25 protein-coding genes and 1 pseudogene are annotated in these 23242 nt (G+C 59.8%); 13 read left to right on the top strand and 13 right to left on the bottom strand.

Annotated elements, in window-relative coordinates; translation table 11 throughout:
• Window positions 1-41: 41 nt before the first annotated feature.
• The 10 genes from P3T22_RS29360 (at window position 42) to P3T22_RS29315 (ending at window position 11896) form a co-directional block, all read left to right on the top strand.
• On the top strand, window positions 42-770 hold the full coding sequence (locus tag P3T22_RS29360; protein ID WP_063495257.1) for a YebC/PmpR family DNA-binding transcriptional regulator: 729 nt from the start codon (window positions 42-44) through the stop codon (window positions 768-770).
• Window positions 771-1034: 264 nt separating this feature from the next.
• Complete coding sequence (gene purD, locus P3T22_RS29355) at window positions 1035-2333, top strand: phosphoribosylamine--glycine ligase (RefSeq protein WP_063495256.1); 1299 nt, start codon at window positions 1035-1037, stop codon at window positions 2331-2333.
• Between the two features lie 237 nt (window positions 2334-2570).
• A complete protein-coding gene (hemF, locus tag P3T22_RS29350) occupies window positions 2571-3494 on the top strand; it encodes an oxygen-dependent coproporphyrinogen oxidase (RefSeq protein ID WP_063495255.1) in 924 nt (307 codons plus the stop codon).
• Window positions 3495-3520: 26 nt separating this feature from the next.
• Complete coding sequence (locus P3T22_RS29345; RefSeq protein ID WP_429326862.1) at window positions 3521-4273, top strand: nicotinate-nucleotide adenylyltransferase; 753 nt, start codon at window positions 3521-3523, stop codon at window positions 4271-4273.
• A 4-nt stretch (window positions 4274-4277) separates the two neighbouring features.
• Window positions 4278-4733: a ribosome silencing factor gene (gene rsfS, locus P3T22_RS29340; protein WP_063495253.1), complete on the top strand. Its 456-nt coding sequence runs from the start codon at window positions 4278-4280 to the stop codon at window positions 4731-4733.
• Between the two features lie 69 nt (window positions 4734-4802).
• On the top strand, window positions 4803-5273 hold the full coding sequence (gene rlmH, locus P3T22_RS29335) for a 23S rRNA (pseudouridine(1915)-N(3))-methyltransferase RlmH (protein WP_063495252.1): 471 nt from the start codon (window positions 4803-4805) through the stop codon (window positions 5271-5273).
• A 78-nt stretch (window positions 5274-5351) separates the two neighbouring features.
• Window positions 5352-5981, top strand: coding sequence for a Maf family protein (locus tag P3T22_RS29330; RefSeq protein ID WP_063495251.1), 630 nt, complete (start codon window positions 5352-5354; stop codon window positions 5979-5981).
• A 9-nt stretch (window positions 5982-5990) separates the two neighbouring features.
• The gene (gene rng, locus P3T22_RS29325; protein ID WP_063495250.1) at window positions 5991-7460 is read left to right on the top strand and encodes a ribonuclease G; all 1470 of its coding nucleotides are present in this window, start codon (window positions 5991-5993) and stop codon (window positions 7458-7460) included.
• Window positions 7461-7616: 156 nt separating this feature from the next.
• Window positions 7617-8423: a hypothetical protein gene (locus P3T22_RS29320; protein ID WP_429326861.1), complete on the top strand. Its 807-nt coding sequence runs from the start codon at window positions 7617-7619 to the stop codon at window positions 8421-8423.
• Between the two features lie 548 nt (window positions 8424-8971).
• The gene (locus P3T22_RS29315; protein ID WP_429326860.1) at window positions 8972-11896 is read left to right on the top strand and encodes an HD domain-containing protein; all 2925 of its coding nucleotides are present in this window, start codon (window positions 8972-8974) and stop codon (window positions 11894-11896) included.
• A 568-nt stretch (window positions 11897-12464) separates the two neighbouring features.
• Here the strand turns inward: P3T22_RS29315 and P3T22_RS29310 are convergent.
• The 5 genes and pseudogenes from P3T22_RS29310 to P3T22_RS29290 form a co-directional block, all read right to left on the bottom strand.
• Window positions 12465-12665 (bottom strand): annotated as a pseudogene (locus tag P3T22_RS29310) (DUF4087 domain-containing protein); the annotation flags it as partial.
• Between the two features lie 15 nt (window positions 12666-12680).
• Window positions 12681-13283 carry a hypothetical protein gene (locus tag P3T22_RS29305; protein ID WP_429326859.1) on the bottom strand — a complete coding sequence of 201 codons (603 nt, stop codon included), beginning with the start codon at window positions 13281-13283 and terminating at the stop codon, window positions 12681-12683.
• 342 nt (window positions 13284-13625) lie between these two features.
• Window positions 13626-14366 (bottom strand): helix-turn-helix domain-containing protein, encoded by a 741-nt coding sequence (locus P3T22_RS29300; RefSeq protein ID WP_429326858.1) that lies wholly within the window; start codon window positions 14364-14366, stop codon window positions 13626-13628.
• A complete protein-coding gene (locus P3T22_RS29295; protein ID WP_429326857.1) occupies window positions 14359-14556 on the bottom strand; it encodes a hypothetical protein in 198 nt (65 codons plus the stop codon). The genes P3T22_RS29300 and P3T22_RS29295 overlap by 8 nt, the downstream gene beginning before the upstream one ends.
• The gene (locus P3T22_RS29290) at window positions 14553-15485 is read right to left on the bottom strand and encodes a hypothetical protein (RefSeq protein WP_429326856.1); all 933 of its coding nucleotides are present in this window, start codon (window positions 15483-15485) and stop codon (window positions 14553-14555) included. The genes P3T22_RS29295 and P3T22_RS29290 overlap by 4 nt, the downstream gene beginning before the upstream one ends.
• Before the next feature lie 209 nt (window positions 15486-15694).
• On the opposite strand from P3T22_RS29290, the gene P3T22_RS29285 reads away from it, so the two are divergent.
• Both P3T22_RS29285 and P3T22_RS29280 read left to right on the top strand, forming a co-directional pair.
• Window positions 15695-16153 (top strand): hypothetical protein, encoded by a 459-nt coding sequence (locus tag P3T22_RS29285; protein WP_429326855.1) that lies wholly within the window; start codon window positions 15695-15697, stop codon window positions 16151-16153.
• Between the two features lie 371 nt (window positions 16154-16524).
• Entirely contained in the window at window positions 16525-16866 is a 342-nt protein-coding gene (locus P3T22_RS29280) for a YggL family protein (protein WP_429326854.1), read from the top strand.
• A gap of 52 nt (window positions 16867-16918) precedes the next feature.
• On the opposite strand, the gene P3T22_RS29275 is transcribed toward P3T22_RS29280, so the two are convergent.
• The 6 genes from P3T22_RS29275 to P3T22_RS29250 all read right to left on the bottom strand — a co-directional run bounded on the left by P3T22_RS29275 (window position 16919) and on the right by P3T22_RS29250 (window position 21748).
• Window positions 16919-17323 (bottom strand): antitoxin MazE-like protein, encoded by a 405-nt coding sequence (locus P3T22_RS29275; RefSeq protein ID WP_429326853.1) that lies wholly within the window; start codon window positions 17321-17323, stop codon window positions 16919-16921.
• On the bottom strand, window positions 17320-17487 hold the full coding sequence (locus P3T22_RS29270; RefSeq protein ID WP_429326852.1) for a BrnA antitoxin family protein: 168 nt from the start codon (window positions 17485-17487) through the stop codon (window positions 17320-17322). Before P3T22_RS29270 ends, P3T22_RS29275 begins: the two co-directional genes overlap by 4 nt.
• 89 nt (window positions 17488-17576) lie before the next feature.
• Window positions 17577-17954, bottom strand: coding sequence for a hypothetical protein (locus tag P3T22_RS29265; protein ID WP_429326851.1), 378 nt, complete (start codon window positions 17952-17954; stop codon window positions 17577-17579).
• A gap of 241 nt (window positions 17955-18195) precedes the next feature.
• On the bottom strand, window positions 18196-18411 hold the full coding sequence (locus P3T22_RS29260) for a hypothetical protein (protein ID WP_429326850.1): 216 nt from the start codon (window positions 18409-18411) through the stop codon (window positions 18196-18198).
• Window positions 18412-18599: 188 nt separating this feature from the next.
• Window positions 18600-18947 carry a hypothetical protein gene (locus tag P3T22_RS29255; RefSeq protein ID WP_429326849.1) on the bottom strand — a complete coding sequence of 116 codons (348 nt, stop codon included), beginning with the start codon at window positions 18945-18947 and terminating at the stop codon, window positions 18600-18602.
• Entirely contained in the window at window positions 18944-21748 is a 2805-nt protein-coding gene (locus P3T22_RS29250; protein WP_429326848.1) for a DUF927 domain-containing protein, read from the bottom strand. Before P3T22_RS29250 ends, P3T22_RS29255 begins: the two co-directional genes overlap by 4 nt.
• Before the next feature lie 50 nt (window positions 21749-21798).
• Here P3T22_RS29250 and P3T22_RS29245 point away from each other — a divergent pair, with 50 nt between their 5' ends.
• Entirely contained in the window at window positions 21799-22047 is a 249-nt protein-coding gene (locus tag P3T22_RS29245; protein WP_429326847.1) for a hypothetical protein, read from the top strand.
• A 10-nt stretch (window positions 22048-22057) separates the two neighbouring features.
• On the opposite strand, the gene P3T22_RS29240 is transcribed toward P3T22_RS29245, so the two are convergent.
• Window positions 22058-22549, bottom strand: a complete 492-nt coding sequence (locus P3T22_RS29240; RefSeq protein WP_429326846.1) for a hypothetical protein — start codon at window positions 22547-22549, stop codon at window positions 22058-22060.
• Window positions 22546-23242 (bottom strand): phage antirepressor KilAC domain-containing protein (locus P3T22_RS29235; RefSeq protein ID WP_429326845.1); only part of this gene is annotated, 697 nt, incomplete at its 5' end. The genes P3T22_RS29240 and P3T22_RS29235, both read right to left, overlap by 4 nt.

Below are 23242 nucleotides of genomic sequence, written 5' to 3'. Positions count from 1 at the left end.
ACTATGCGTGCGCCCCAATGGCGCGCGCGATGGAGAAAAGTATGGCGGGTCATTCGAAATGGGCCAACATCAAGCATAAGAAGGCAGCGGCAGACGCCAAGCGCGGCAAGGTCTGGACGCGGCTCATCAAGGAAATTCAGGTGGCAGCCCGCATGGGCGGCGGTGACATCGACTCGAACCCCCGTCTGCGGCTCGCCGTCGAAAAGGCGTACGACGCCAACATGCCGAAAGATAACGTCAACCGTGCGATCCAGCGCGGTGTGGGCGGTGTCGATGGCGCAAACTACGAAGAAATCCGCTACGAAGGCTACGGCATCGGCGGCGCGGCGGTGATCGTCGACACGATGACCGACAACCGCACCCGTACGGTGGCGGACGTGCGTCACGCGTTCTCGAAGAACGGCGGCAACATGGGCACGGACGGCTCGGTGTCGTTCATGTTCGATCACGTCGGCCAGTTCCTGTTCGCGCCCGGCACGCCTGAAGACAAGCTGATGGAAGCCGCGCTCGAAGCCGGCGCTGACGACGTCGTCACGAACGAAGACGGAAGTATCGAAGTGCTGTGCCCGCCGAACGATTTCCCGAAGGTGAAGGCCGCGCTTGAAGCTGCGGGCTTCAAGGCCGAAGTGGCCGAGGTGACGATGAAACCTCAGACGGAAGTCGAATTCACGGGCGACGACGCCGTGAAAATGCAGAAGCTGCTCGACGCGCTGGAAAATCTGGACGACGTGCAGGAAGTCTATACAAACGCCGCGATCGCCGACGAATGAGCGTGCCCCGGCGGCGCCTCGCGCGTGGATCGGCATCGAACCACGCGCCCGCGCCGCCGGCTGGCCCTTTGGGTTGGCCCTCGCGTTGCTGCTGAACGGGCGTTGGTCGGATATTGGTTTGGACCCTTGCGCACCGTCTCCACCCGGGTTCGCTATGTGCCCTGCGCCGCTGTCTGGCTGCGGGCCCATTGCAAACCTCGCTGTTATTCCACGGCTGAGCGTGCCGCTTCAGCCGTTTATGGTTTTTAAGTCTCGGGGATTCACATGAAGTTACTCGTCGTCGGTTCCGGCGGTCGCGAACATGCGCTCGCATGGAAGCTCGCGCAATCGCCGCGGGTCCAACTCGTCTACGTTGCTCCCGGCAACGGCGGCACCGCCCAGGACGAGCGTCTGCGCAACATCGACATCACCGATGCGGCCGAACTTGCCGATTTCGTCGAAAAAGAGCAGATCGCCTTCACGCTGGTCGGACCGGAAGGGCCGCTCGCCGCCGGTATCGTCAATCTGTTCCGCTCGCGCGGCCTGAAGATTTTCGGACCGAGCAAGGAAGCCGCGCAGCTCGAAAGCTCGAAAGATTTTGCCAAGGCGTTCATGAAGCGCCACGCGATCCCGACCGCCGAATACGAAACCTTCGCCGACGTCGCCGCCGCGCATGCGTATCTGGACGCGAAGGGCGCGCCGATCGTGATCAAGGCCGACGGCCTCGCCGCCGGCAAGGGCGTGGTCGTTGCGCAAACGCTGGAAGAAGCGCACGCCGCGGTCGACATGATGCTGTCGGACAACAAGCTGGGCGATGCCGGCGCGCGTGTCGTGATCGAGGAATTCCTCGCCGGCGAAGAAGCCAGCTTCATCGTAATGGTGGACGGCAAGCATGTATTGGCGCTCGCCTCGAGCCAGGACCACAAGCGTCTGCTCGACGGCGATCAGGGTCCGAACACCGGTGGCATGGGCGCCTACTCGCCCGCGCCGATCGTCACGCCGCAACTGCATGCACGCGTGATGCGCGAAATCATCCAGCCGACCGTGCGTGGCATGGAGAAAGAAGGCATCCGCTTCACCGGTTTTCTGTACGCCGGCCTGATGATCGACGCGCAAGGCAACCCGAAGACGCTCGAATTCAACTGCCGCATGGGCGACCCGGAGACGCAGCCGATCATGGCGCGTCTGAAAGGCGACTTTTCGAAGGTAGTCGAGCAGGCAATCGCCGGTACGCTCGATACAGTCGAACTCGAATGGGACCGCCGTACCGCACTTGGTGTCGTGCTCGCCGCGTACAACTATCCGGACACGCCTCGCAAGGGTGACCGGATCGGCGATATCCCGGCCGAAGCCGCGGACTCGGTCACCTTCCACGCCGGCACCACGTTGACTGACGGCAAGCTGACCACCTCGGGCGGCCGCGTGTTGTGTGTGGTTGGTCTGGCGGATTCGGTGCGCAGCGCGCAATCGGTCGCGTACGAGACGATCAACCAGATCTCGTTCGACGGCATGCAATATCGCCGCGACATCGGCTACCGTGCATTGAACCGCAAGCACGACGTCAAGACCGAAGGCAAGCACTAAGCCCGCCCCACTCGCCCGCGTGCAGCGCCAACGGCGCTACACTGCGGGTTTTCGCGGCCGTTGCAGCGCCCACCGTCTCAGGTGGGCTCATCCGGGTTTCATTAACATTTCACCCGGCGCGAGCGACCGTACTGCCGCGCCTTCGCAGGAGTAGAACCACCCTGACGAAGGCCCGGCCGTCGCCCTTCACGAAGAACCCGCGGCACGGTGAGCGTGCCGCCCTCAGCATCTGCATTCATGACCGATTCGAGCTATGACGCACAGGCCGTGCGCAGCTGGCTGCAAGGCCTGCAAACGCAAATCGCGGACACGCTCGGCGCGTTCGACGGTAAGCCGTTCGCGACCGACGCATGGCAGCGCGCTCCCGGCGAAAAGCTGCGCGGCGGCGGTTGCACGCGGATTCTGGAAGGCGGCAACTTCTTCGAACGGGCCGGCATCGGCTTTTCGGACGTAGCGGGCGACGCGTTGCCGGGTTCGGCGAGCGCCGCGCGCCCGCAACTGGCCGGACGTGGTTTCGAGGCAATGGGCGTCTCGCTCGTGCTGCACCCGCACAATCCGCACTGCCCGACCGTGCATATGAACGTGCGTCTGCTGATCGCGACCAAGGCCGGCGAAGAGCCGGTGTTCTGGTTCGGCGGCGGCATGGATCTGACGCCGTATTACGGTTACGAGGAAGACGCGCAGCATTTCCATCGTGTGTGCCGCGACGCACTGCAGCCTTACGGCGCGGACCTCTACCCGAGTTTCAAGCGCTGGTGCGACGAGTATTTCTTCCTCAAGCACCGCAACGAACCGCGCGGCATTGGCGGGATTTTCTTCGACGATTTCTCGGCGCCCGGCTTCGATCAATCGTTCGCGATGCTGAAAAGCGTCGGCGAAGGATTCCTCAAAGCGTATATGCCGATCATCGAAAAGCGCCGCAACATTCCGTACGGCGAAGCCGAGCGGGACTTTCAGGCATACCGGCGCGGCCGCTACGTCGAGTTCAATCTGGTCTTCGACCGTGGCACACTGTTTGGGCTGCAGAGCGGCGGACGTACCGAATCGATTCTGATGTCGATGCCGCCTGTGGTGAACTGGCGCTACAACTGGCAGCCCGAACCGGGCACGCCGGAAGCGCGTCTTTATAGCGATTTTCTCGTGCCGCGCGAATGGGTGTGAGGCGTTAAGCCCGCACCACACTGCACGTGACCACGACAAAGGATCTTCACCTGAAGCCGAACGCTCATCCTGTCGCCCTGCCTCGCCGAATCGGACTGCTCGGCGGCACTTTCGATCCGATCCACAACGGCCACCTCGCGCTCGCGCGGCGTTTCGCCGAGGTGCTGAACCTGACCGAACTGGTGCTGCTGCCAGCCGGCCAGCCATGGCAGAAAACGGACGTGTCAGCCGCTGAACACCGGTTGGCCATGACCCGCGCCGCCGCCGGCGCGTTGGTGCTGCCGGGCGTAACCGTGCGGGTGGCGACCGACGAAATCGAGCACGAGGGTCCGACCTACACCGTCAACACGCTGCAGGTGTGGCGAGAACGCGAAGGTCAGGATGCGTCGATTGCGCTTCTGATCGGCGCGGATCAACTGGTGCATCTCGACACATGGCGCGACTGGCGGCGCCTGTTCGACTTCGCTCACATCTGCGCGGCCACGCGCCCCGGTTTCGACCTTGCGTCGATTCCGCCCGTGGTCGCGAAAGAAATCGACGCGCGCCGTGCCCGCGCCGACGTTCTGCAAGCTACGCCCTGCGGCCACTTGCTGATCGACACGACGCTTGCGTTCAACGTCGCGGCCACCGACATTCGCGCGCATCTGCGCGAACAGGTGACCCAACGGCTTGCCCTCGCGGGCGGCGAACAGCAAGACAAGAGCCAGGCCCGGGCCGCAAGCCATGTCCCCACTGCGGTGTGGGACTATATTCTTCAACATCATCTGTACCACCGGTAACCCCATGGATATTCGCAAACTGCAACGCGTGATCGTCGACGCCCTCGAAGACGTCAAAGCGCAAGACATCAAGGTGTTCAACACCAGCCACCTGACCGCGCTGTTCGATCGCGTGATCGTCGCCTCCGGCACCTCGAACCGCCAGACCAAGGCGCTCGCTTCGAGCGTGCGCGAGAGCGTCAAGGAAAACGGCGGCGACATCATCAGCACCGAAGGCGAGGACATCGGCGAATGGGTGCTGGTCGATTGCGGCGACGCGATCGTGCACATCCTGCAACCGGCGCTGCGCCAGTACTACAACCTCGAAGAAATCTGGGGCGACAAGCCGGTGCGCATCAAGCTCTCGACGCCGGATCCGTTCGGCGGCGCGCGCTCGAGCGAACCCGACGACGAGGACGAAGAAGACGAAGCGCCGGCTGCCAAAAAGCCGGCACGCAAGACGCCGGCACGCCGCAAGTAAACACCTGGCCGGCAAACCGCTTACGTCTGCAACGCATCGCCCGCGCTTAGATCCGCGATACCACTCTTGATGAAACTGCACATCCTCGCCGTCGGCCACAAGATGCCTGACTGGATCGCCACCGGCTTCGACGAGTACGCGAAACGCATGCCGCCCGAGCTGCGCATCGAGTTGCGCGAAATCAAGCCCGAGCAGCGTTCGTCGGGGCGGCCGGCCGAAAGCGTGATGGCGGCCGAGCGGCAGAAAATCGAAGCCGCGTTGCCGAAGAACGCGCGCATTGTCGCGCTCGATGAACGCGGCAAGGATTGGACCACGATGCAGCTCGCCGGCGCCCTGCCCGGCTGGCAGCAGGACGGCCGCGACGTGGCGTTTCTGATTGGCGGCGCCGACGGGCTCGATCCCGATCTGAAAGCGCGCGCCGATATGTTGTTGCGTGTTTCCAGCCTGACGCTGCCGCATGCCATGGTCCGCGTGCTGCTCGCCGAACAGCTTTACCGCGCGTGGACCATCACGCAAAATCACCCCTATCACCGCGCGTGAGCGGACGAGGCTGCGAACAGATCGCGTGTTTTGGGTCTCGTTGCGCATTGCCGCCACCTGCCTCATCGAGACCTGTTCATGCCAACGCCCGCCGCTTCGCTGCATCCGTTCGTCTACCTCGCTTCCCAGAGTCCACGCCGTCAAGAACTGTTGCAACAACTCGGCGTGCGTTTCGAATTGCTCCTGCCGCGTCCCGATGAAGATGCCGAAGCGCTCGAAGCCGAGTTGCCCGGCGAGCGCGCGCGCGACTACGTGCAGCGCGTGTGCATCGCCAAGGCGCACGCTGCGCGCGCGCGTCTCGTGGCAGGTGGGCATGCCGCACGGCCGATCCTGGTTGCCGACACAACCGTCACGATCGACGATGCGATCCTCGGCAAGCCCGTCGACGCCGACGATGCCGTCGCGATGCTCACGCGCCTCGCGGGCCGCGATCACGAAGTGCTGACGGCCGTCGTGGTGGTCGACCCGGAAGGCACGCTGCTGCCCGCTGCGCTATCGGTATCGAAGGTGCGTTTTGCTGCACTGCAAGCGGACGCCGTGCGCCGCTACGCTGCAAGCGGCGAACCGCTCGGCAAGGCGGGTGCATATGGTGTGCAGGGACGCGCCGCGGAGTTTATCGAGCATATCGACGGGTCCTATTCAGGTATCATGGGTTTGCCGCTTTTTGAAACCGCTGCCCTTCTGCGCGCAGCGCGCATCGACTTCTAAAATAACATCATGAATGAAGAAATCCTGATCAATGTCACGCCGCAGGAAACGCGCGTCGCGCTCGTCCAGCAAGGCGCCGTCCAGGAACTTCACGTCGAACGAACGCTGTCGCGGGGACGCGTCGGCAATGTCTATCTCGGCAAAGTCGTCCGCGTGTTGCCGGGCATGCAATCCGCCTTCATCGACATCGGCCTGGAACGCGCCGCATTCCTGCACGTAGCGGATATCTGGCATCCGCGCATTGCGGGCGAACCGCAGCATCAGACGCCGCATCAGCCGATCGAGAAGATCGTCTTCGAAGGTCAGACGCTGATGGTGCAGGTCGTGAAGGATCCGATCGGCACCAAGGGCGCAAGGCTGTCCACGCAAGTGAGTATCGCCGGGCGCACGCTCGTGTATCTGCCACAGGAGCCGCACATCGGCATCTCGCAGAAGATCGAAAGCGAAGCCGAACGCGAAGCCGTGCGTGCGCGTTTGACCGCCGTGCTGCCCGCCGATGAAAAAGGCGGCTACATCGTACGCACCATCGCTGAAGATGCGACCAGCGAAGAGTTGGCCGGAGACGTCGCGTATCTGCGCAAGACATGGGCGACGATCATCTCGCAAGGTCAGCGCATGCCGCCTACCAGCCTGCTGTATCAGGACCTGAATCTCTCGCAACGTGTGCTGCGCGATTTCGTGAATGACGAAACCTCGCGCATCCAGGTCGACTCGCGCGAGACCTATCAGATGCTCGCCGACTTCGCGGCCGAGTTCACGCCGGCGGTGTCGTCGAAGCTGCATCACTACACCGGCGAGCGGCCGCTCTTCGATCTGTACAACATCGAGGCGGAGATTCAGCGCGCATTGTCGCGTCGCGTGGATCTGAAGTCGGGCGGGTATCTGGTGATCGACCAGACCGAGGCGATGACGACGATCGACGTGAACACCGGCGGCTACGTTGGCGCGCGCAACTTCGACGATACGATCTTCAAGACCAACCTCGAAGCCGCGCACACGATCGCGCGGCAATTGCGGCTGCGCAATCTGGGCGGCGTGATCATCATCGACTTCATCGATATGGAGAATGTCGAGCATCGCGATCAGGTGCTCGGCGAGTTGAAGAAGGCGCTGTCGCGCGATCGCACGCGCGTGACCGTCAATGGTTTCTCGCAGCTTGGACTCGTGGAGATGACGCGCAAGCGCACGCGCGAGTCGTTGGCGCATGTGTTGTGCGAGCCTTGCCCGGTGTGCCTGGGCAAGGGGCAGGTCAAGACGCCGCGTACGGTATGTTATGACGTGCTGCGCGAGATTCTGCGCGAGTCGCGGCAGTTCAATCCGCGCGAGTTCCGCGTGGTGGCGTCGCAGCAGGTGATCGATCTGTTTCTTGAGGAAGAGTCGCAGCATCTGGCGATGCTGATGGATTTCATCGGCAAGCCGGTGTCGTTGCAGGTGGAGTCGAATTTGAGCCAGGAGCAGTACGATATCGTGTTGATGTGAAGATAAACACAATTACAAATCAACAACTTATTTTCAATACATTCGAATCCATCATCTCCAGCTACCCATCCAGCTACCAATTTGAGGCGCGCGCGTCGCCCGTCTCGACACGCAAAATCGTAGGGAAATGAATCGAGATGGCCCGTTTTGGGTCTTATGCACACCTCGTCGGTGGACGGCGTCGGCCAAAAATGGGACAGCCAACCCAGTGCTCTAGATCGTCAACAATCAACCGTATCGGGCCTTCTAAAGGCATTCGGTTTTGCGCGTGTCGCTATGAGATCCAGAAATTCACCAAATTGGCAGGTCGTGCCCGAAGATGAATGGACGATCGATGCGTCGATCGGATCGTCCCGGAGGATCGCACTCCTGGATGGTCGCGGGTTCGATCGGATATTGTCGGACGTTCTCGGGTCGCTGGAGATTGTTAGCATCAGGTACAAGCCAATGGAGAACGGCGAGCCCGAAAAGCGCGCCGTTGTCACAATTCGCACCTGCCCAGAGGCTGTAGACCAGTTTCACAACTCATCGAGTGGCTATCGTGCGCAATTCTATGTAGCGCCTGCGCTAGGCGAAAATGCAAACCGTAACGCCGTCGAGGCTTTGTCCGAGCGAGTCCTCGTGCTCGCCAGAAACAGTGAGCTGCTTTCCAAAGCCTTAAAGAATCCCGTAGCGACTTCGCTGTCACAACCCCAGGCAAAGGTATGGATTCACCAAGGCAGTTGGTTTCGCCAGCGACGTCGAGTGGACCGTGTCTTACGCGTCTATCGCTGGCAGCTCAATCTGACTTCGCCATGCAAACATGTCAGCAACCTTGCACTCTGGGCATCCCTTGCTCCTTCCACTGAAACACAAATTGTGCTGAAGGGTGGCTTTCTTTCGCCGAGTGGTGAGCCGATCCCCGAGAAAGGCAAGCCTCAAAACGACCGCTCGAACCAGCTTCATTCAACTGGGTTCACCTAAGAGCCCGTTTATCCGCGGTTCCCGCTGAGCCGAGCAAACCGCATAGTTTTTTGGAAACAGCTAGCCAATGGACGTCCGCTTTTCGATAATGTGCTGGTCGGTTACGGTCCGACGCTCGATGCGCGGTCTCCGAGTTACGAGCCCGGGACATCGAGCGGGGTACGGCCAGTTTCTGCCGCTCGCCTGAGCCATGCAGTGGTCACTCGGACGGCTGGTCCACCCCGGTATCCGCTGGATGCGACGCGCACTTGTCGGCCATCACTTGCGTTGAGTTGCGATCGTAGTGCCGGAATAGCTCAACCAACGAATGGCAATCTCTTCCAAATTAGGTTTATCGAAACCTGTGATCTTGCACATCGTAACGATCCGGTAGGACGCCGTGCCACGCTATAATGTAAGATCATTTGTTTCCCGGCGTTTACTAGGCGCATTCATCCCTTATCTCGGCCATAGAATTCTAACGGCTTGATCGGCTTGCCCGAAACGGCGCATTTCGATCGAGGAACGCCTTGCATATGTTGCGGGCTTCTACCAGGTAAAAATAAAAAATGATTCCGTTACCCGTTTTGTTTGAAGATACTCTCGGTAAATCGCCCGAGCTTCATGCGGCGGTACATAAGAATCTCGGGCTATTTGAACCTTGGCTAGAGCAGAGCGGAATGCCTTTCTTCCCAGGCTTCACTGATCACAGTCCACGTCACATCAGGGATGTGCTAGAGACTGCCGCGTCTCTTGTATCTGATCAAAGCCGCGATCTACTCAGCCCGGAGGATGTCGCCGTCCTTTGTATGTCGATACTACTTCATGATTGTGGTATGCACTTGACACAGGATGGTTTTCGCGCGCTCGTGGCTCGGACGGAGCCGGCGCTAATATCGGGCCTGCAAGATAGACCTTGGCAGCAGATCTGGAATGATTTTCTCGCTGAAGCGGGCCGGTTTGGGCAAGAAAAACTCGTCGCCATTTTTGGCGATGCTGATCCGCTCAATTTAGCCGAGTTTCGGATCGATGACTTATCCGAACGCGATTGTCTATTGGTTGGAGAATTTGTTCGTCGACACCATGCAAGGCTTGCTCACGAGATTGCGTTGCAAGGTGTCCCGAGGCAAAGCGGCGCACCACTCGAATTGGTAGGCCTTGACTCAGAAATGAGAGATCTTGCAGGTTTAATTGCTCGTAGTCACGGAATGTCGATCAGATCGACTTTTCCGTATATTGAAGGGCGATACAGCCTCGTCCCTGAATTTCGAAAGATTAAGACTCCGTATTTAATGGCAGTTCTTAGAATCGCCGATTATGTTCAGGTTCAGAGTGAGCGTGCGTTAAAGAGCTTATTGAGTGTTAAAGAACTCAGGAGTCCAGTATCTCGCCAAGAGTGGCGAAACCATTTCGCGGTACGCGACGTTTCTGCGATGCACGCCGACCCCGAGGTTCTGCATGTACATGCAGCACCGACTGATGTGCGAACCTATCTTAAGTTGGCCGCCCTTTTCAAGGACATTCAAAGAGAGCTCGACGAGTCATGGGCAACGATCGGCGAAGTTTACGGACGCCGCGGAAATCTGAGTGCCTTAGGCCTGAGTTGGCGGCGCATCCGGTCAAATCTGGACAAGCACGATCAGTTCGCCAAGACAGTGTCGTACATTCCGATTAAAGCCGGCTTTGAAGCATCAGGGCCGGATCTATTGAAGCTTTTGGTTGGTCCTCTCTACGACTACTCCTCCACGGTGGGAATTCGCGAGTTGGTTCAGAACGCCGTCGACGCATGCAGAGAACTCGCTGATCTCTCGGAGAAGGAGTCGAGAAACTTGCAAACTACGAGCGACTATGAAGTTCTGGTCGACTTTCAAGAATCCGACGACGGTACTGGTTGGATCACAGTGAGCGACCGAGGCGTTGGCATGACGCTAGAGACGGTCACAAAATACTTCCTTGTTGCAGGTGCTTCCTTTCGGAACAGCGATGTTTGGAAGCGGCAGCATATGGACGAAAGCGGGCGCTCACGCGTCCACCGCGGGGGAAGGTTTGGCGTCGGAGCGTTGGCTGCGTTTCTTCTCGGCGATGAAATCAAAGTTGAAACGCGGCATATCGATCGACAAGACGGCGAAGGCCTGGAGTTTAATGCGCGCATGGACGAGCCAATTGTTGAACTCAGGCGTTGCTCGTTGCCGCATGGGACAAGCATACGAATCTTGGTGACCGATCGCCGTGTTTTCGATGCACTTCGACCGTACGTGCCAGAGAGCATGGTTCAGGAGTTACGTACTGAAGAAGTGATCAATCTAAACGATTGGTCTGCGGTCGATTGGTTCGCGCAGGCTCATCCGCGAGTGAAGTACGTATGGAGCGGATTCGACAGTGACGAAGATCACCACTACCGAAAAAAACAGCGAGTAAAAGCAGAATATGTGTCATCGTCAAAAGCGGTAGTCCCATCTTTCGACGGACCTATTGGAGACTGGCATGCGCTGCCCGTGCCGGCCCCGTACTCAGCCATATTGTGGAAGTACACATTCAAACAGGACGATCCGTCGATTGATAGCCGAATTTCAACCTCGGAAGTTACGGTTAATGGCATTCGAGTCGAGAAAATAGGCACCGACAAGAACTGGTACGTAGATATTGCGGATGAGAGTAAAAAATTCGGCCCGCGGTACATTGTTAAGCGCCCCTCGATGGCGATTTTTGATCCCGCAGGAATATGTCCCATCAACCTGCAGAGAAGTGCCATTGCTTTCGACAAAATGGGCGTCGATGATTACCTCGGCAAGGATATTATTCTTCACTATTTTCAACTGCTCGCTGTCGAAGCAAGAGAATGCAAGACTGTGCTGGATTTTCAGAGGCTGTGTGTAAAGTTGGCCAAGCAGGAAACTGTTACCTATCACGGTTTTGTATCGCCAATCTGCGCGACGTCGCGAGGAATTACCCTAAATTCGCTTCCGTTACTGTCCGAGCTGGAGATCGAAAACCTAATCTTCGTCGACTCGGTGGACGAAGCAGCCGTTGCCACGCTTTCTGGTGTCCTTGGTGACGAAGATGCTCTGTTTTTCCGTCAGAAAGGCGGGGGTGTTGCAAACGATTTATCTTGGTTTCGTGGCTTTTTCGGCCCGAGTGCCGACTACATGTGGTACTCGTCTCAAGCTGGCTTTCCTCTTGTCTCACATCGAGGGGCGGTTTCGGTAATGCCTACAAAGAAATGGAAAGCTGCAAGCGAAAAGGGGAAGGTCAATCGACAGATATTAGAATCCTTGGAAAGCAAGGCACATCGGAAGGATTTTCAGCTGGTGGTGTCTGGAAATGCCAAGCAAGCTGAGCATGTAATTCCGCGGATTGATCGGCTTTTGGATGTTTTCGGAAAAAACTCAGAGGTTTCGATTTGGACAATTAGAGAGGAACAACAGCTTCCGGCCGAGCCTCCTCTCTTGGAGAAACTTTGGCTGTCGTCGGTGGGAAACGTAGTATGTAAATGAGGTCCGTCCGTTGCGGTCAAGGGCGGTGGATCCCGCGTATTGCGCGCCGGGAAGTGCTTTCCCAAAATCGAGTTTCGTTTGAGCCGGTGGGCAAGCCGACTAATGCGCCCCTGGAGATACGCGGGGAGCAGGACGAAGGGCTAGATCTGACCTAATTTGCTGGAATATAGGACGCTTCCAAGGTAGCCGACTGGGCTTAGATAGAGGTCATTTGTGGGTGTCGACTCCGGCGCTCTTACTTGAGCGCGATCGCAACGGCCAGGATTGCGGCAAAGCGCCGCTGAACTAGCTCACAAGCGACGACGAGTCGACGCCAGTAAAGGCAGATTGTCCGTTCAACCGTGGAGAACGGACGTTTCTATCGCGAGGGCGCGAATGACTGCGCGGGGTCGACAACGGTCGCCGGCTGAATCGCCAGTTCGTTGTTCGTGAATGCCGGCCTCGGCGAGAGCGTTGCGGATCGGGTTGATCTGGCGCGGGGTTCCCGGCACCTGACACACAAAGCCGGGCTCTTCATATTGCCTGGTACAGAGGCTGATCCATACCCGGATGGATGCGTAGGTCCAGCTTAATCTGCGGACAGGCTTTTAATACTCTTATCGGCTTGGCATCTTGCGACGGGAATCAAGTTCCCACTTAGCACCTTCGTGACTCTCATGCTTCGGCGGTTTGTCTCAACGGTGAGGCACCCGCAAGAGTCACCCCTGTCGGTATTCGGCATGTGCTCAATGCCCTCCGCCTCCTCGGAAATACTCGCGACCATCCAGGTACCATCACGATCCGTTCATCCCAAACTGGACGGCATCGCGTTTGAAATCCAGCCGCAGCGTTTCACGGCAGGACCGTCGCTCGAAATAGCTTCTGCGGCTACCGGCTCGACGGTCGAATGTAGCTTAGGGCTTGCTGGCGACAGTACGCCAGCCGATACGTCTTGCCCCACCGATTTCTTCGTATTACCAAGACGCGTTACAGTCTCGTCAGCCACATAATTGACACGCGGCACCATATACGGATTGACCTGCTCCGGCAGGTTGAATACTCTCGCTCGTTCGAGGTTGAGTGTCGCACGCACTACAACGTTGTCCGACCGGAAATAGTTCGCGTCCGTCGGCGGTACGGCACCCGGTTTCCTGTTGATGATCGTCGCGGATGCGACCTCAAATGCGAAGCAGTATTCAGCCTTATCGGCAGGAGACGCATCCAGGGTTCCATTGACGCCATCGACACCAGAACTACAGATTTTTGCGCTCGACACGAGCGCATCGCTTCCGCCCTTCCGGTAGGTCGCAATCGCATCTTTTACTGCCCTGTCGAGGTTCTTCTGATCGGCGAGTGCGGGCGATGCGACAGCGGCGAGCAGTGAGCCAATCGCGAAAATTTTCAGCATATTGTTCCCCGTAGTGTGTTTTTCTCAAGTATGCCGCGTCAGGTGTCGGTTTCATAGGACGAGGCCGATATGCCATCCGCCGTGATCTCTGCCAGTCGGCGATTGCGCAAGGCCGCCTGCGGGCCGCTCGCGTCTGCGTCGGGATTGCGTTCCGTCGGACGGCGCAACGGCACTGCCATGGGTCCTTTTTGCAGCAGCGCGAGAACTGCGCCCGTGTCGCTTCTAATGCTTCTAGGCTCGTTACAACGTGGCCCGGACCGAGCGGCTTGTCGGCAATCAGAAAGCCGCGATGGTCGTGCGGCAAGGTCTGACTCATGGGGCCACCCCAAGGCCCTCCGGATATCATTTGCGCGGCTTTCGGTGGAGCGCACGCTTCGCCTCGTCGCGCTGCTGCTTGATAGGCGCATCAGGGCGTATTTCGTAAGGCGGCTGTTCATCGGAAAGAGCTTCCAGATGCTCTGGCACGACGGCGCGGCCAGTCTTAAGGTCGGCAAGCGCCGACTCAATCGTACAGAACTGGCGCAGTTTGGCACGCAGCGGTTCGGCAGCGACAGCCATTTCCTCCATTGCGCGAAGCAGCGGCGCACCGCCCTGCACATCATCGAATCCAAAACGCTCACGCATGACGGTTAGCGCGGCATCGGCGCGTTCGACCTTGGCAAGCAGGTTCTCATACTCTCGCGCTAGCGGATATGAGCGGTCCGCGTGCCGCATCATTGCGTCCGCCAACGTTGCCGCAATGCCATGCGCCACCGATGCCATTTCGCGAAGAACAGCGCGCTCGCGCAGCACTTTCCCATCCGGCTCCATGAGCGGCGAAAGGCCGATCAAGTAGTCAACCGAAACGCCATAGGCGCGCGCCGCGCTGGTTAAAAACACCGTACCGTCCGGGACTGGGCGCTTTCGGGTCTCGATTAAACTTAACTGCGTCGAGTTCGCATAGCCCATCGCCTCCGCAGCCTGCACGGCGGTAAGGCCAGCCGTGATGCGCGCCCGGATCAAGTTGACACGAATGGTCTCTTCCTGATCGCGCGTATGGCGTACCGGATGCGCCTTGCGCACGTTGCGTTTGATCTCACTCATGAAATCGCCCCTCGCTCGCAGTCGGTTGTTCGGCCGCGAGCGCCGCTTCACGCCAGCGCTCGCGGCTGCTCCGCCGATGAATGGTCGCCGCCGCAACCGGAAACCGCTTGGCCAAAGCCTTTGCAGAAAGGCCGGTGATGTATAGCTCACGGACCTCGCGCCACTTTTTGGGGGTCATCCGGTTAATCATGCATAAATCCTTTGAATGTCGCGGCGGTCGATCGCGGTCAGGGTAGCGACCGTCACATTCACGCTGCACGAAATCAGCACGCCGTCACTGCTGCGCGGCCCGGTAATGGGATCGGAGATGGATTCGATGACCAGCGGTTCATAAGTCATGTCGCCATAGCGCAGGCCGATGATTTGTGGTGCCATGGAGGGGAACACCGTTTCGACGATGTTTCCTTTAGAGCCGTTCTCAACAGCGTTCGCCGTGACGCCATCCGCGGCGAGGTATTGCGGCACTGCCCATTGCTTGAGCATCGAGATAGGCGCTTTGACCTCTGTCACCGGGTCAATCAGCGCGCGAAAATGCAGCGTCATCGAGAGCTTGATTGGTGGCATGCCCTGAAAGACCTGCGTCGAGTTCAGCTTGGTGATGCCTGCGCGACCTTCTGCCGACGCGAGTGCAGCGCTGATCGAATCAGCAGCAGAAGTCGCACCGGTTTTCTCGCCCGCCGCCTGCACGAACGGAGACAGCGTGCCCGATTGCAGCATTGTCGAGATAGTTGGCGCTTTCGATTCCACCCCTGCGCCCTCAAACGGCGAATGCCAGTTCAGCGACATTTCGCTTTGCCCATCTGTGATCGGGCACCAGACTTCATAGCCGTCGTCGACCGTGAAATTGTCGGTCGACGAAATGTTCCGCAGGTCCGCGCTCTGCGTCCATCCGTTTGACGTGCGCTTGAGGGGATAGAACTTCGCGAGCAGGACCGTATTCAGGCCGGTCCAGTCCGATTTCAGCACACGCGTGCCGATAAGCTGTTGCCGTTTCTGCGCAGCGCGGGTGAACGGATAGCCGCCACCCAATGAACTGGTCAGACTGGAGGCGATGGAGTCGAAGATCGACATCACGCGCCTGCACTTACAGGGTTGGCAATAAATGCCGCTGCTCCGCACCGCAGGAGCGCGGAAAGCTGACGCTCCTGCTCGCGGCTCGCTTCGAGTGCGACAACCCATTCCGCGCGGTCGGCATCGGTCGGGCGTACGTCAAGCCGGGCGATTTCGTCCTCACTGAGACCCGCGTCGCGAAGTCGCTCGACCCACGCCAGCCTAGCGCCGGGAAACGCGGCGATGAGCTCCTCAAACCTGCGAGCCTCCGTCTGAGCGTGCCACATCTGCTCGACGGCACGACGAATTGCCGGGCCAGCATTCGCCGAGAGGCGGGCAGCGTCGACGCGCTTCTCCCGCCGATCCGCGACGAGTTGTTCCCGGGTCGCACGCAGCTCGCGGGCGCGAGCTTCGAGTGCCTCCCGGACGCTCAGGCCTTCAGCTACAGAACGCCTCGCGGCAGACTCGATTTCGCCCTCGGGACCGAGTTCCCCAAGCAACGCAACGCGTTCGGCCTGAATGCGCTCAAGAATTCCGCCAATGCTACGGTCATTCGCAGCCATCCGCAGGGCGTTATCGAATGCAGCGGCGTCAACGCGGGCACGTTGGCTGAACGCCTCCAAGCGGGCGGCGTCTTGAAATTCCAAGGCTGGCGAACTAACACTCGCCGCGATGACCTTTTCACGCGCTGCGGGCGAAGCGTTGTGTTCGTTGCGCGGTTGGTGATGCGCTTTTGAGGCAGCGCGCGCCTTTCGGTTAAGAAGCATAGAAGCCTCGATGTGGAAAGGCTTCTATGCTGAACGAGCTTTACGAGCGGGCCGATTTTCGTTTTCCAATCGCGCCAGTCGCGCACGTTGTGCAAGTCTCGCTAGTCCCGCACTCTTGCTATGGGTGATGCATTCGAATATCCACGCGCGTGCGCGCGCACGTAGGCGTAAGAAAATTACCGTATGCTCTAATGCTAAAGTCCACCGGGAGAGCCGGTAGCCCCGTCGGCAGATGCCATTGACTTGTGGCTTGCGGACGTTCGCGGCAAGGATGCCGCTGAAGCCTCAGGTCGGCGGCGGTAACCGCCTCGCGCTCAGCCCTCTCTGGAATGGGGAAGCAGATGTCAAAAAGCCATAATCGGCGTCAACGAAAGAAGCTTCGCATCGGGGAGTTCCAAGAACTCGGATTCGAAGTGTCGGCGGCGATTCGCGCGCCGCTCGACGACCAGCAGTGCGATGCCTTCATCGATGCGCTCATTGAGGAGTGCATCGAGGCGAACGGCTTGGCATTCGGCGGAGGGGTCAATGCCCGCTTCAGCGGCTACATTACCTCAGCAGCTAAACGCAGTTCCGCCACCGAACGACATAGAGAGATCGTGAGTGAGTGGCTGAGAGGGAGACGCGAGGTCGCAGACGTGATCGTCGGCGGGCTGAACGACGCTTGGTACGGCCACGCGTCGTAGCACATCACATGTGGTCGCGGGCACGAAGGACCGGTCAGAAGCGGGTCACACCTTACTTCATGTCACCTTCGTCACGCAGGCTTTCGAAGATATCCATGATTTCCTTCTCGTGCGGATCGTCGCGCGTCATCAGCGACTGACGGCGGCACTCCTCGACAAAGCGTGGGCGGGCACGTTCAATCAGACGCAAATCGACCGCTAGCGCTTTCCAGATCGGGCCAGCATAGTCGACGTTCGAGCTCAGCGCGCTTAGTCGCGAAAGTGCGCGGAGGATGCCGCCGCTCTCAATCCACCCTTCAATCGCTTTTAAAGTGTTGGCGCGTGCTTGGGGGCTTGTGTCGCCTGCTGAGTGGCAACCGGGGCAATCAGGCACAGTTACGCGGTAAGACGTACCCCGCTGTTTGTCGATCGCAACAAAGTAACGAATTTGCGCTGGACGCGTCGCGGGCTTTCTCATAAGGGATGCTCCCTCATGTAAGCTCTCAGGGCGTCATTCATACGGGCCAACCAGCCCGGCCCGATGGCACGAAATGCATTCACGATATCGGCGTCCGTCGGTACACGACGGTTTGACGGCGGCACAACCGGCAGGTGCCGAATACGCGGGCGGATCCGTCGCATCCAAGGCGTTCGCAATCGATGGGCCTTTCGTGGAACGACATCCCGCGGACACCTCGGCGAACGTTTACTGTGGTCGCGCATAAGAACCTCTACTCATCATTGCTCGGATAGTACTTCGCGATTAGTGCATTGATATAAATGCGTATCGCCTCTTGCACTAGTCTCTGTTTCGACGTTTTGGGTCGGTTGTCGCATAGCCACTCCATCTTGAGATCGAGTTCTTCTGGAATCCCCGTCGAGAAAGGTGCTTTAATTTTGGGATTCGCGTTCGCCCATGGTGGGTCATCCGATGCGGTCCGCTCCACGTCCGGACTGGCTTTTGAAGCGGCCGGTCCATTTGTTATATGTTCGTTTTTCGGCATGGGTGCCGACTCGCCCAGAGTTGGGAACAAGGGTAGCGCCTCCGGGCCGACGCTGTCCTGCGAGCCAACCGAGTCTTTGCCTTTTTTCTTTCGCTTGCTAGCCATTTGACATACCGAAACAGAAAGGCGGTAGGTTAAAGAAGCAAATGAAAATTCGCAAGGCATTGTTTTTAATAGACATTTCCATATGCGATTCGTGACGCGGATAGAAGCGTCTATCGCCAGCCAATGCGGCAAGCGGTGACGCAAGTGCCGTCGCGCGCCGTCCCTAGCGGCGGGAAACGCGCCGCGAAATTGGTCCGGTCATTCGCGCGCGCGTGTGCGAAACAAAATTCTCGCCAGCGCATCAGCCGATAGGTTCGCCGTCCACGCTTTCGACCAGACGCCGCGCTAGTTCAGCGTGCCCGTGGGGGGTAAGCTGCACATATCGAATCGCCGCTGCGCCACGCGACACCGCGAAGCCCTGCGAGATGGCCCACGGCGTCGGTTGCCGTTTGCCGTTCGCGCCGCGAACCACCCAGCTTTGGCGCTCAAGCCATTCGAACAAGGCCGCGCTCTTCATTCCGATCGACGCGGCGACCGCTGTTACCGAGCGGCATCCATCGAACCGGTTGGCCGCTTCGCGTTCCGGCCTCCGATTCGCCTCGCGACTGCACGCGCTCTCAAGTGCGCGCTGTACTCGGCGGCGCACTTCCGCCTCTGGCTCCCCAGCCCGCCGAAGAGAGTCAGCAAGCAGTTCAGCCTGTCTTATCAGATCAGCGCGCATCGTTTTCCCCGTTCCAGATCTGCGAAATCGCGTATACGTACAGAATTCGCAACCAACGACACCAAACCACCAACTCGGCCCGCAAACCCAATGCTGGCCGGGGTTCTGATGTTGGTGGCGACATTGGTGGAGTGCGGATGCACAACCAACACGCGTCCCGTTTGCCGCCTCGTAGTCACCCCGTACCACCAATGCCACCAACCAACCACCAACAAGGAAAACCTTATTCCATAAGGGTTTGAGCGTTCTGTTGGTGGTTTAGTGGTGTTGGTGGCGCTTCCTTTGTGATATGCGGGTGAGCGCATGAACGGATATGCCCGATCGATCTTCATGGCGCCCCCCCCTCGCCCTTGCGCGCGCGCGCCCGGTACACCATCCCCGCGGGCTTCCCCGCGTTCACCGTGTACTGCCCGCGCTTCTCGTTACGGTCGAGCATCCCTGCCTCGTGAAGCACCCGACAGGCATGCCGCAGCTCGTAGCCCTTGATTACCTCGTCCTTGAACGCGCTCGGCAGCACCAGAAACACTGGATCGCCATCCACGTACCGTCGATATCCGAGAATGTCGTGAACATTCGGCTCGCTGGCTGGATCGATCGGAAGCAACACGAATCTCCCGTGCTCATTGGCTCGCAGGATGCCGTCTACCTGATCCAGCAACCTTTCGTTGTCCCGGTCGGCAGTGCCGAACGATTCGAGCCAGCGCGCCCAAGCGGACATCACCCATGTGCGCGCCTCGTCCCGCGTCCAGCCGGTCAATCCGCTCTCCGATGCCATCTCGGCTGCGGCCACCAGCACGCCCCATTTGCGTGTCGCGCGCCGGGCCGCAGGTGCCGCATCAGCGTGCTCCGCATCAATGGCGTCCAGCATTTCCCGTTGAGTGGCGCTCACCCATGTCCGAACCTCACCTTGATGGGCGGACAACCATTCGATAAAAGCAGGGCCAGCCGTGCCGTAGTTGCCCCGCGCGGCTTCGGTTAGCTCGGTTGAGAAGGCGTCGCCATCCTTCCGACCATGGATGCAATCGAAGGCGCGATATGCGCCCAAATCGGCGGGCACGTCGAGCAAGCGGATTTCCTGTCCGCCGCGTGGCGTCTGACCGCCTTCGGACAGGTATTGCGCCATGCCGACTTCGCCGGTCGAGACCATCGTTAGCCGCCATGAGCGCGACGCCACCACACCGCCATCCTTCGTGCCCTGAAGCCGCGAGACCCCGTTTAACATCTGGTAAATCTGTTGACCCATCTTGCGGGCATCACCCGCTCCGATCTCGTCCAGATACAGCAGGCCGTCATTGGCGTATTCCGCTGTCTTGGCGAGGCCGATGGACGTTCCATCCCACGTATGCATCACGTCGGTGGGGCAGCCCCACACGCTGGCAGCACAATCGCCTGCCGTGCTCTTGCCGCTAGATGTGCGCGCGTGAAGGTGAAGCCCGATGCCGTCGCGCGCGCCGATTAGCGAGAGCAACGGCCCCGCGAACGAGCAGGCAATTGCAGCCGCAACAAGCGGGTTTTCGCGAGCCATCGTCCCCACGGTGTTGCGCCACGTCTGAAGCGAACCGGCAGGCGTATAGGCCGATTCCTTCGGAGTGCCGCCGTTGTAGAAAATCTGGCGCGTCGGCGTGCCAATCAGGTCGCCGTTCGGCAGCACATAGGCTCCGTGTTGCCATCCTGCCATCGTGACGATCTCGTGCCAGACCGTGCCTCCTTCTTTTTGCAGGTAGTACGCGAGCCTGTGGCGGGCGGCAGGCTGGGTCGCGACGGCCAACCCGCGATTGCGCATAGCCGCCCAGCCTTCGCGCTCGCCAATGTCCGCGCTCGGCATTGCCAGCCGGATGGGCTCACCGTTGCCCTGCCGTCGCCATTCCAGCAAGCGGTATTGCCGCCCGGCATCATCGCGACCGCTACCCAGCACCGCCATTTCATCGCACAGCCACACGGGCGCGGTGTACGTGACTTCGCCGGTTTCCTTGTCGATCCGGGTATCTATGAAACACAGTCCGCCGTTGATGACCGCGTAGTGCGAATCCTTCGCCCCGCTCGCCAGAGTGTCATTGCTGGCTGGGTGCGTCACCGCATCGGTGGTCTGCCCCGACCCATCCGCCAGCGTCGCCTCTATTGCCTCCTTTACAGCGTCCGCGCCGCGCGCTACGTGCATGTCGTTGAAATCGGTTTGATTCGACTGGCGGTCCGCATCGAAGGCAGGTACGGCCAGCCGCACACCAAGCGCCCGCGCGGCCTGCACGGCGGTTTCGTGCGGCTCTCCGCTCTCCTTGTCGAGGTCGGCGAGCACCACCAGCCTGGCGTCTGGGTAACGCTCACGCATTGCCTTCACCGCCGCTTCCATCTGGCCCACTGAGAGTGATGCAGTGGCCGGATAACCCGTGCATTGCGTAGCGGATAGGGCGGTTGCGATGCCCTCGGCGACCAGCACTACGCCGGGGGCGTCTGGCATCTCCTGCGCGGCCCAATAGCCGCCAGCCTTCGCGCCGCCAGCAAGGGCGGACTTCCGCCCGTTGTCGTCAATCATTTCGAGCGTGGACCGCTTGCCGCTCACCTCTACGAGCGCAATCAGGATGCGCCCGGTCAGCAGATCACCGCCGCGCTTCGGCTGATACCTGATCAGCGCAGCCAGCTTGCGCGCGTCGATCTCGCGCAGCGTGTCCGAGGGCCGGACGCCCTTGCGCGCCAAGTACGGATGGTCCGCGCTGGTAGGTGATGCCGCGCGCCACACGGTTTCGGCAAGCCCCGCCGCCGCGAGAGCGCGCGTCTCGCGCTTCTGCGCATCCTTCGCGGCGCGCTGCTCGCGCTCGGCGAGGCGGCGTGCAAGCCGATGAGGATCGGTCGTGACTGCGCTTGTGCCGCGCGTATCGAAGCCGTACTGGTGCGCGATGTAGAACAGGGACGCGGCATGAACCGCATGCATCTTCTGCGCAGATTTCCATGTGCTGCGCGCCTCAGCCTCCCGGTAGCTCGTATCGCCCTTGCTCCATTCGGCGAACAGATCGAATCCGTCCTCGCCAAGGGCGTCGTAAAGCGATGCAGCGACCTTCACCCACTCTTCGCGCGGCAGATTGGCGGGAATGCAGGCAAGCGCCCCCTCGATGCGGCCTTCATCGATCTGCGCAGTCATGCATCACCTCTTGAGGACTGCTCAGCACTACAGATACGCCGAGACTCAGAGTGTTCATGCGTGTAATCGTGCTCGGCGATCGATTCGAGCCGGTCGCCGAGAAGCGCGGCGGCCGATTGCGCGAGGGCCAGCAAATGGTCTACGTCACCACTCGCAACGTTAGCGGGCTCACCAAGCTCACACTGAACCGCCGCCACGCGCGCGGCGCGTATCACTGCCTCAGTGCCGCGAGCGACGGAGTGTGTGTGCTCCAGCAAACTCACGACGTAAGGGGGCAGATCGTTCGCGTCGAGTTGTAAAACCAGCGAATCACGCATTGCTGACCTCGGTGCGGGCGATTTCGACTACGCGGCGCAGCGCGTCACCAGCCACATCGAGCGCATCCTGATAGGTCGGTGCGAGCGCGGCGGCTCGCAGGGCGTCGGCAGCGATGAATTGGATAGAGGTGGACTCGGTAGATATGGATGTGCGCGAACGCGCACTATGGGCGATGGTCGCCATAGCGGATGCTCCTACGTGAGACTGAAAAGCCACCGCCACTGTTTTCAAGCAATGGGGGTGGGCGGGGTGTTGAAAACGCGTACGTAGCCGCGCCGCCAGCCTTACGGACAAGCGCACCCCACCCATTGAGGGGAAATCTGGACGCAAAAAAACCGCGCTTTCGGGCACGGGAGAACCGCTACGTATGGTGTTTTCAAGCACCTGGCGAAAAGTATACGCCATGGCTGGGTTGGCGCAAGCCCTTTTCCGTTCGCCCGCCATCTTGTCGAGCGCGTAGGCTACTGTGCTGGCTTCGTTCATGCGACCTCCGACGAGTGGGCGTAACCGCCATACTCAACCCAGAGCCCCGCGATCCACTGGATGCCCTTCGACGTGAATCGCGCCTGAGTGTAAGCGTAGCCGCTGCCGTCGTTGCTCACGCCCGCCTTGACCTCCAAACGGCCCGCGTCGATATGGCTTGCGTAGGGCACCAAGCGGTTATCGCGGCGGAACATGATGTTGCGCTCGATCAGGAAAGCACGGAATTCAGGCTCCTTTGCGTGCAGCAGCTTGCACACGTCGCGGAATCCCTTCGATCCCGACGCGTCCACGTAGCGCTCCACGAACTGAACAGCGGGCTTCTGCTGCTCGACAGCCTGTTCGAGCACGAGCACCTTTTCGGTGTACTCCAGCAAGGCTGTGCGCAGGCTGGCCGCGTTGTTCAAGTCGATAGCGGCCACGCCGTACGCGCCGGTCTTCCGGATCGACGGCAAGACCTCCCCCACGACCCAACGTTTGAATCGCTTCGCCTCAGGCTTTGTGCTGCCGAAAATCAGTGCGTAGAGCCCCGATTCGTTGACGTGGTTGGTGTGTTGCGTACGACCGAGCGAATCGATGGTGTCCAGCTTCTGGACGTCATCTGTGGTGGTCAAGTTATTTCGGACAGGCAGATAGGTTCTTTCACTGTCGGTTTCTCCTCGTAGGCAGCGGGCGACAGATAGCCCAAAGTCGAAT

The organism is Paraburkholderia sp. GAS348, from assembly GCF_050434205.1.
Lineage (GTDB): Bacteria > Pseudomonadota > Gammaproteobacteria > Burkholderiales > Burkholderiaceae > Paraburkholderia.
This window is presented reverse-complemented; position numbering and strand designations above follow the sequence as displayed.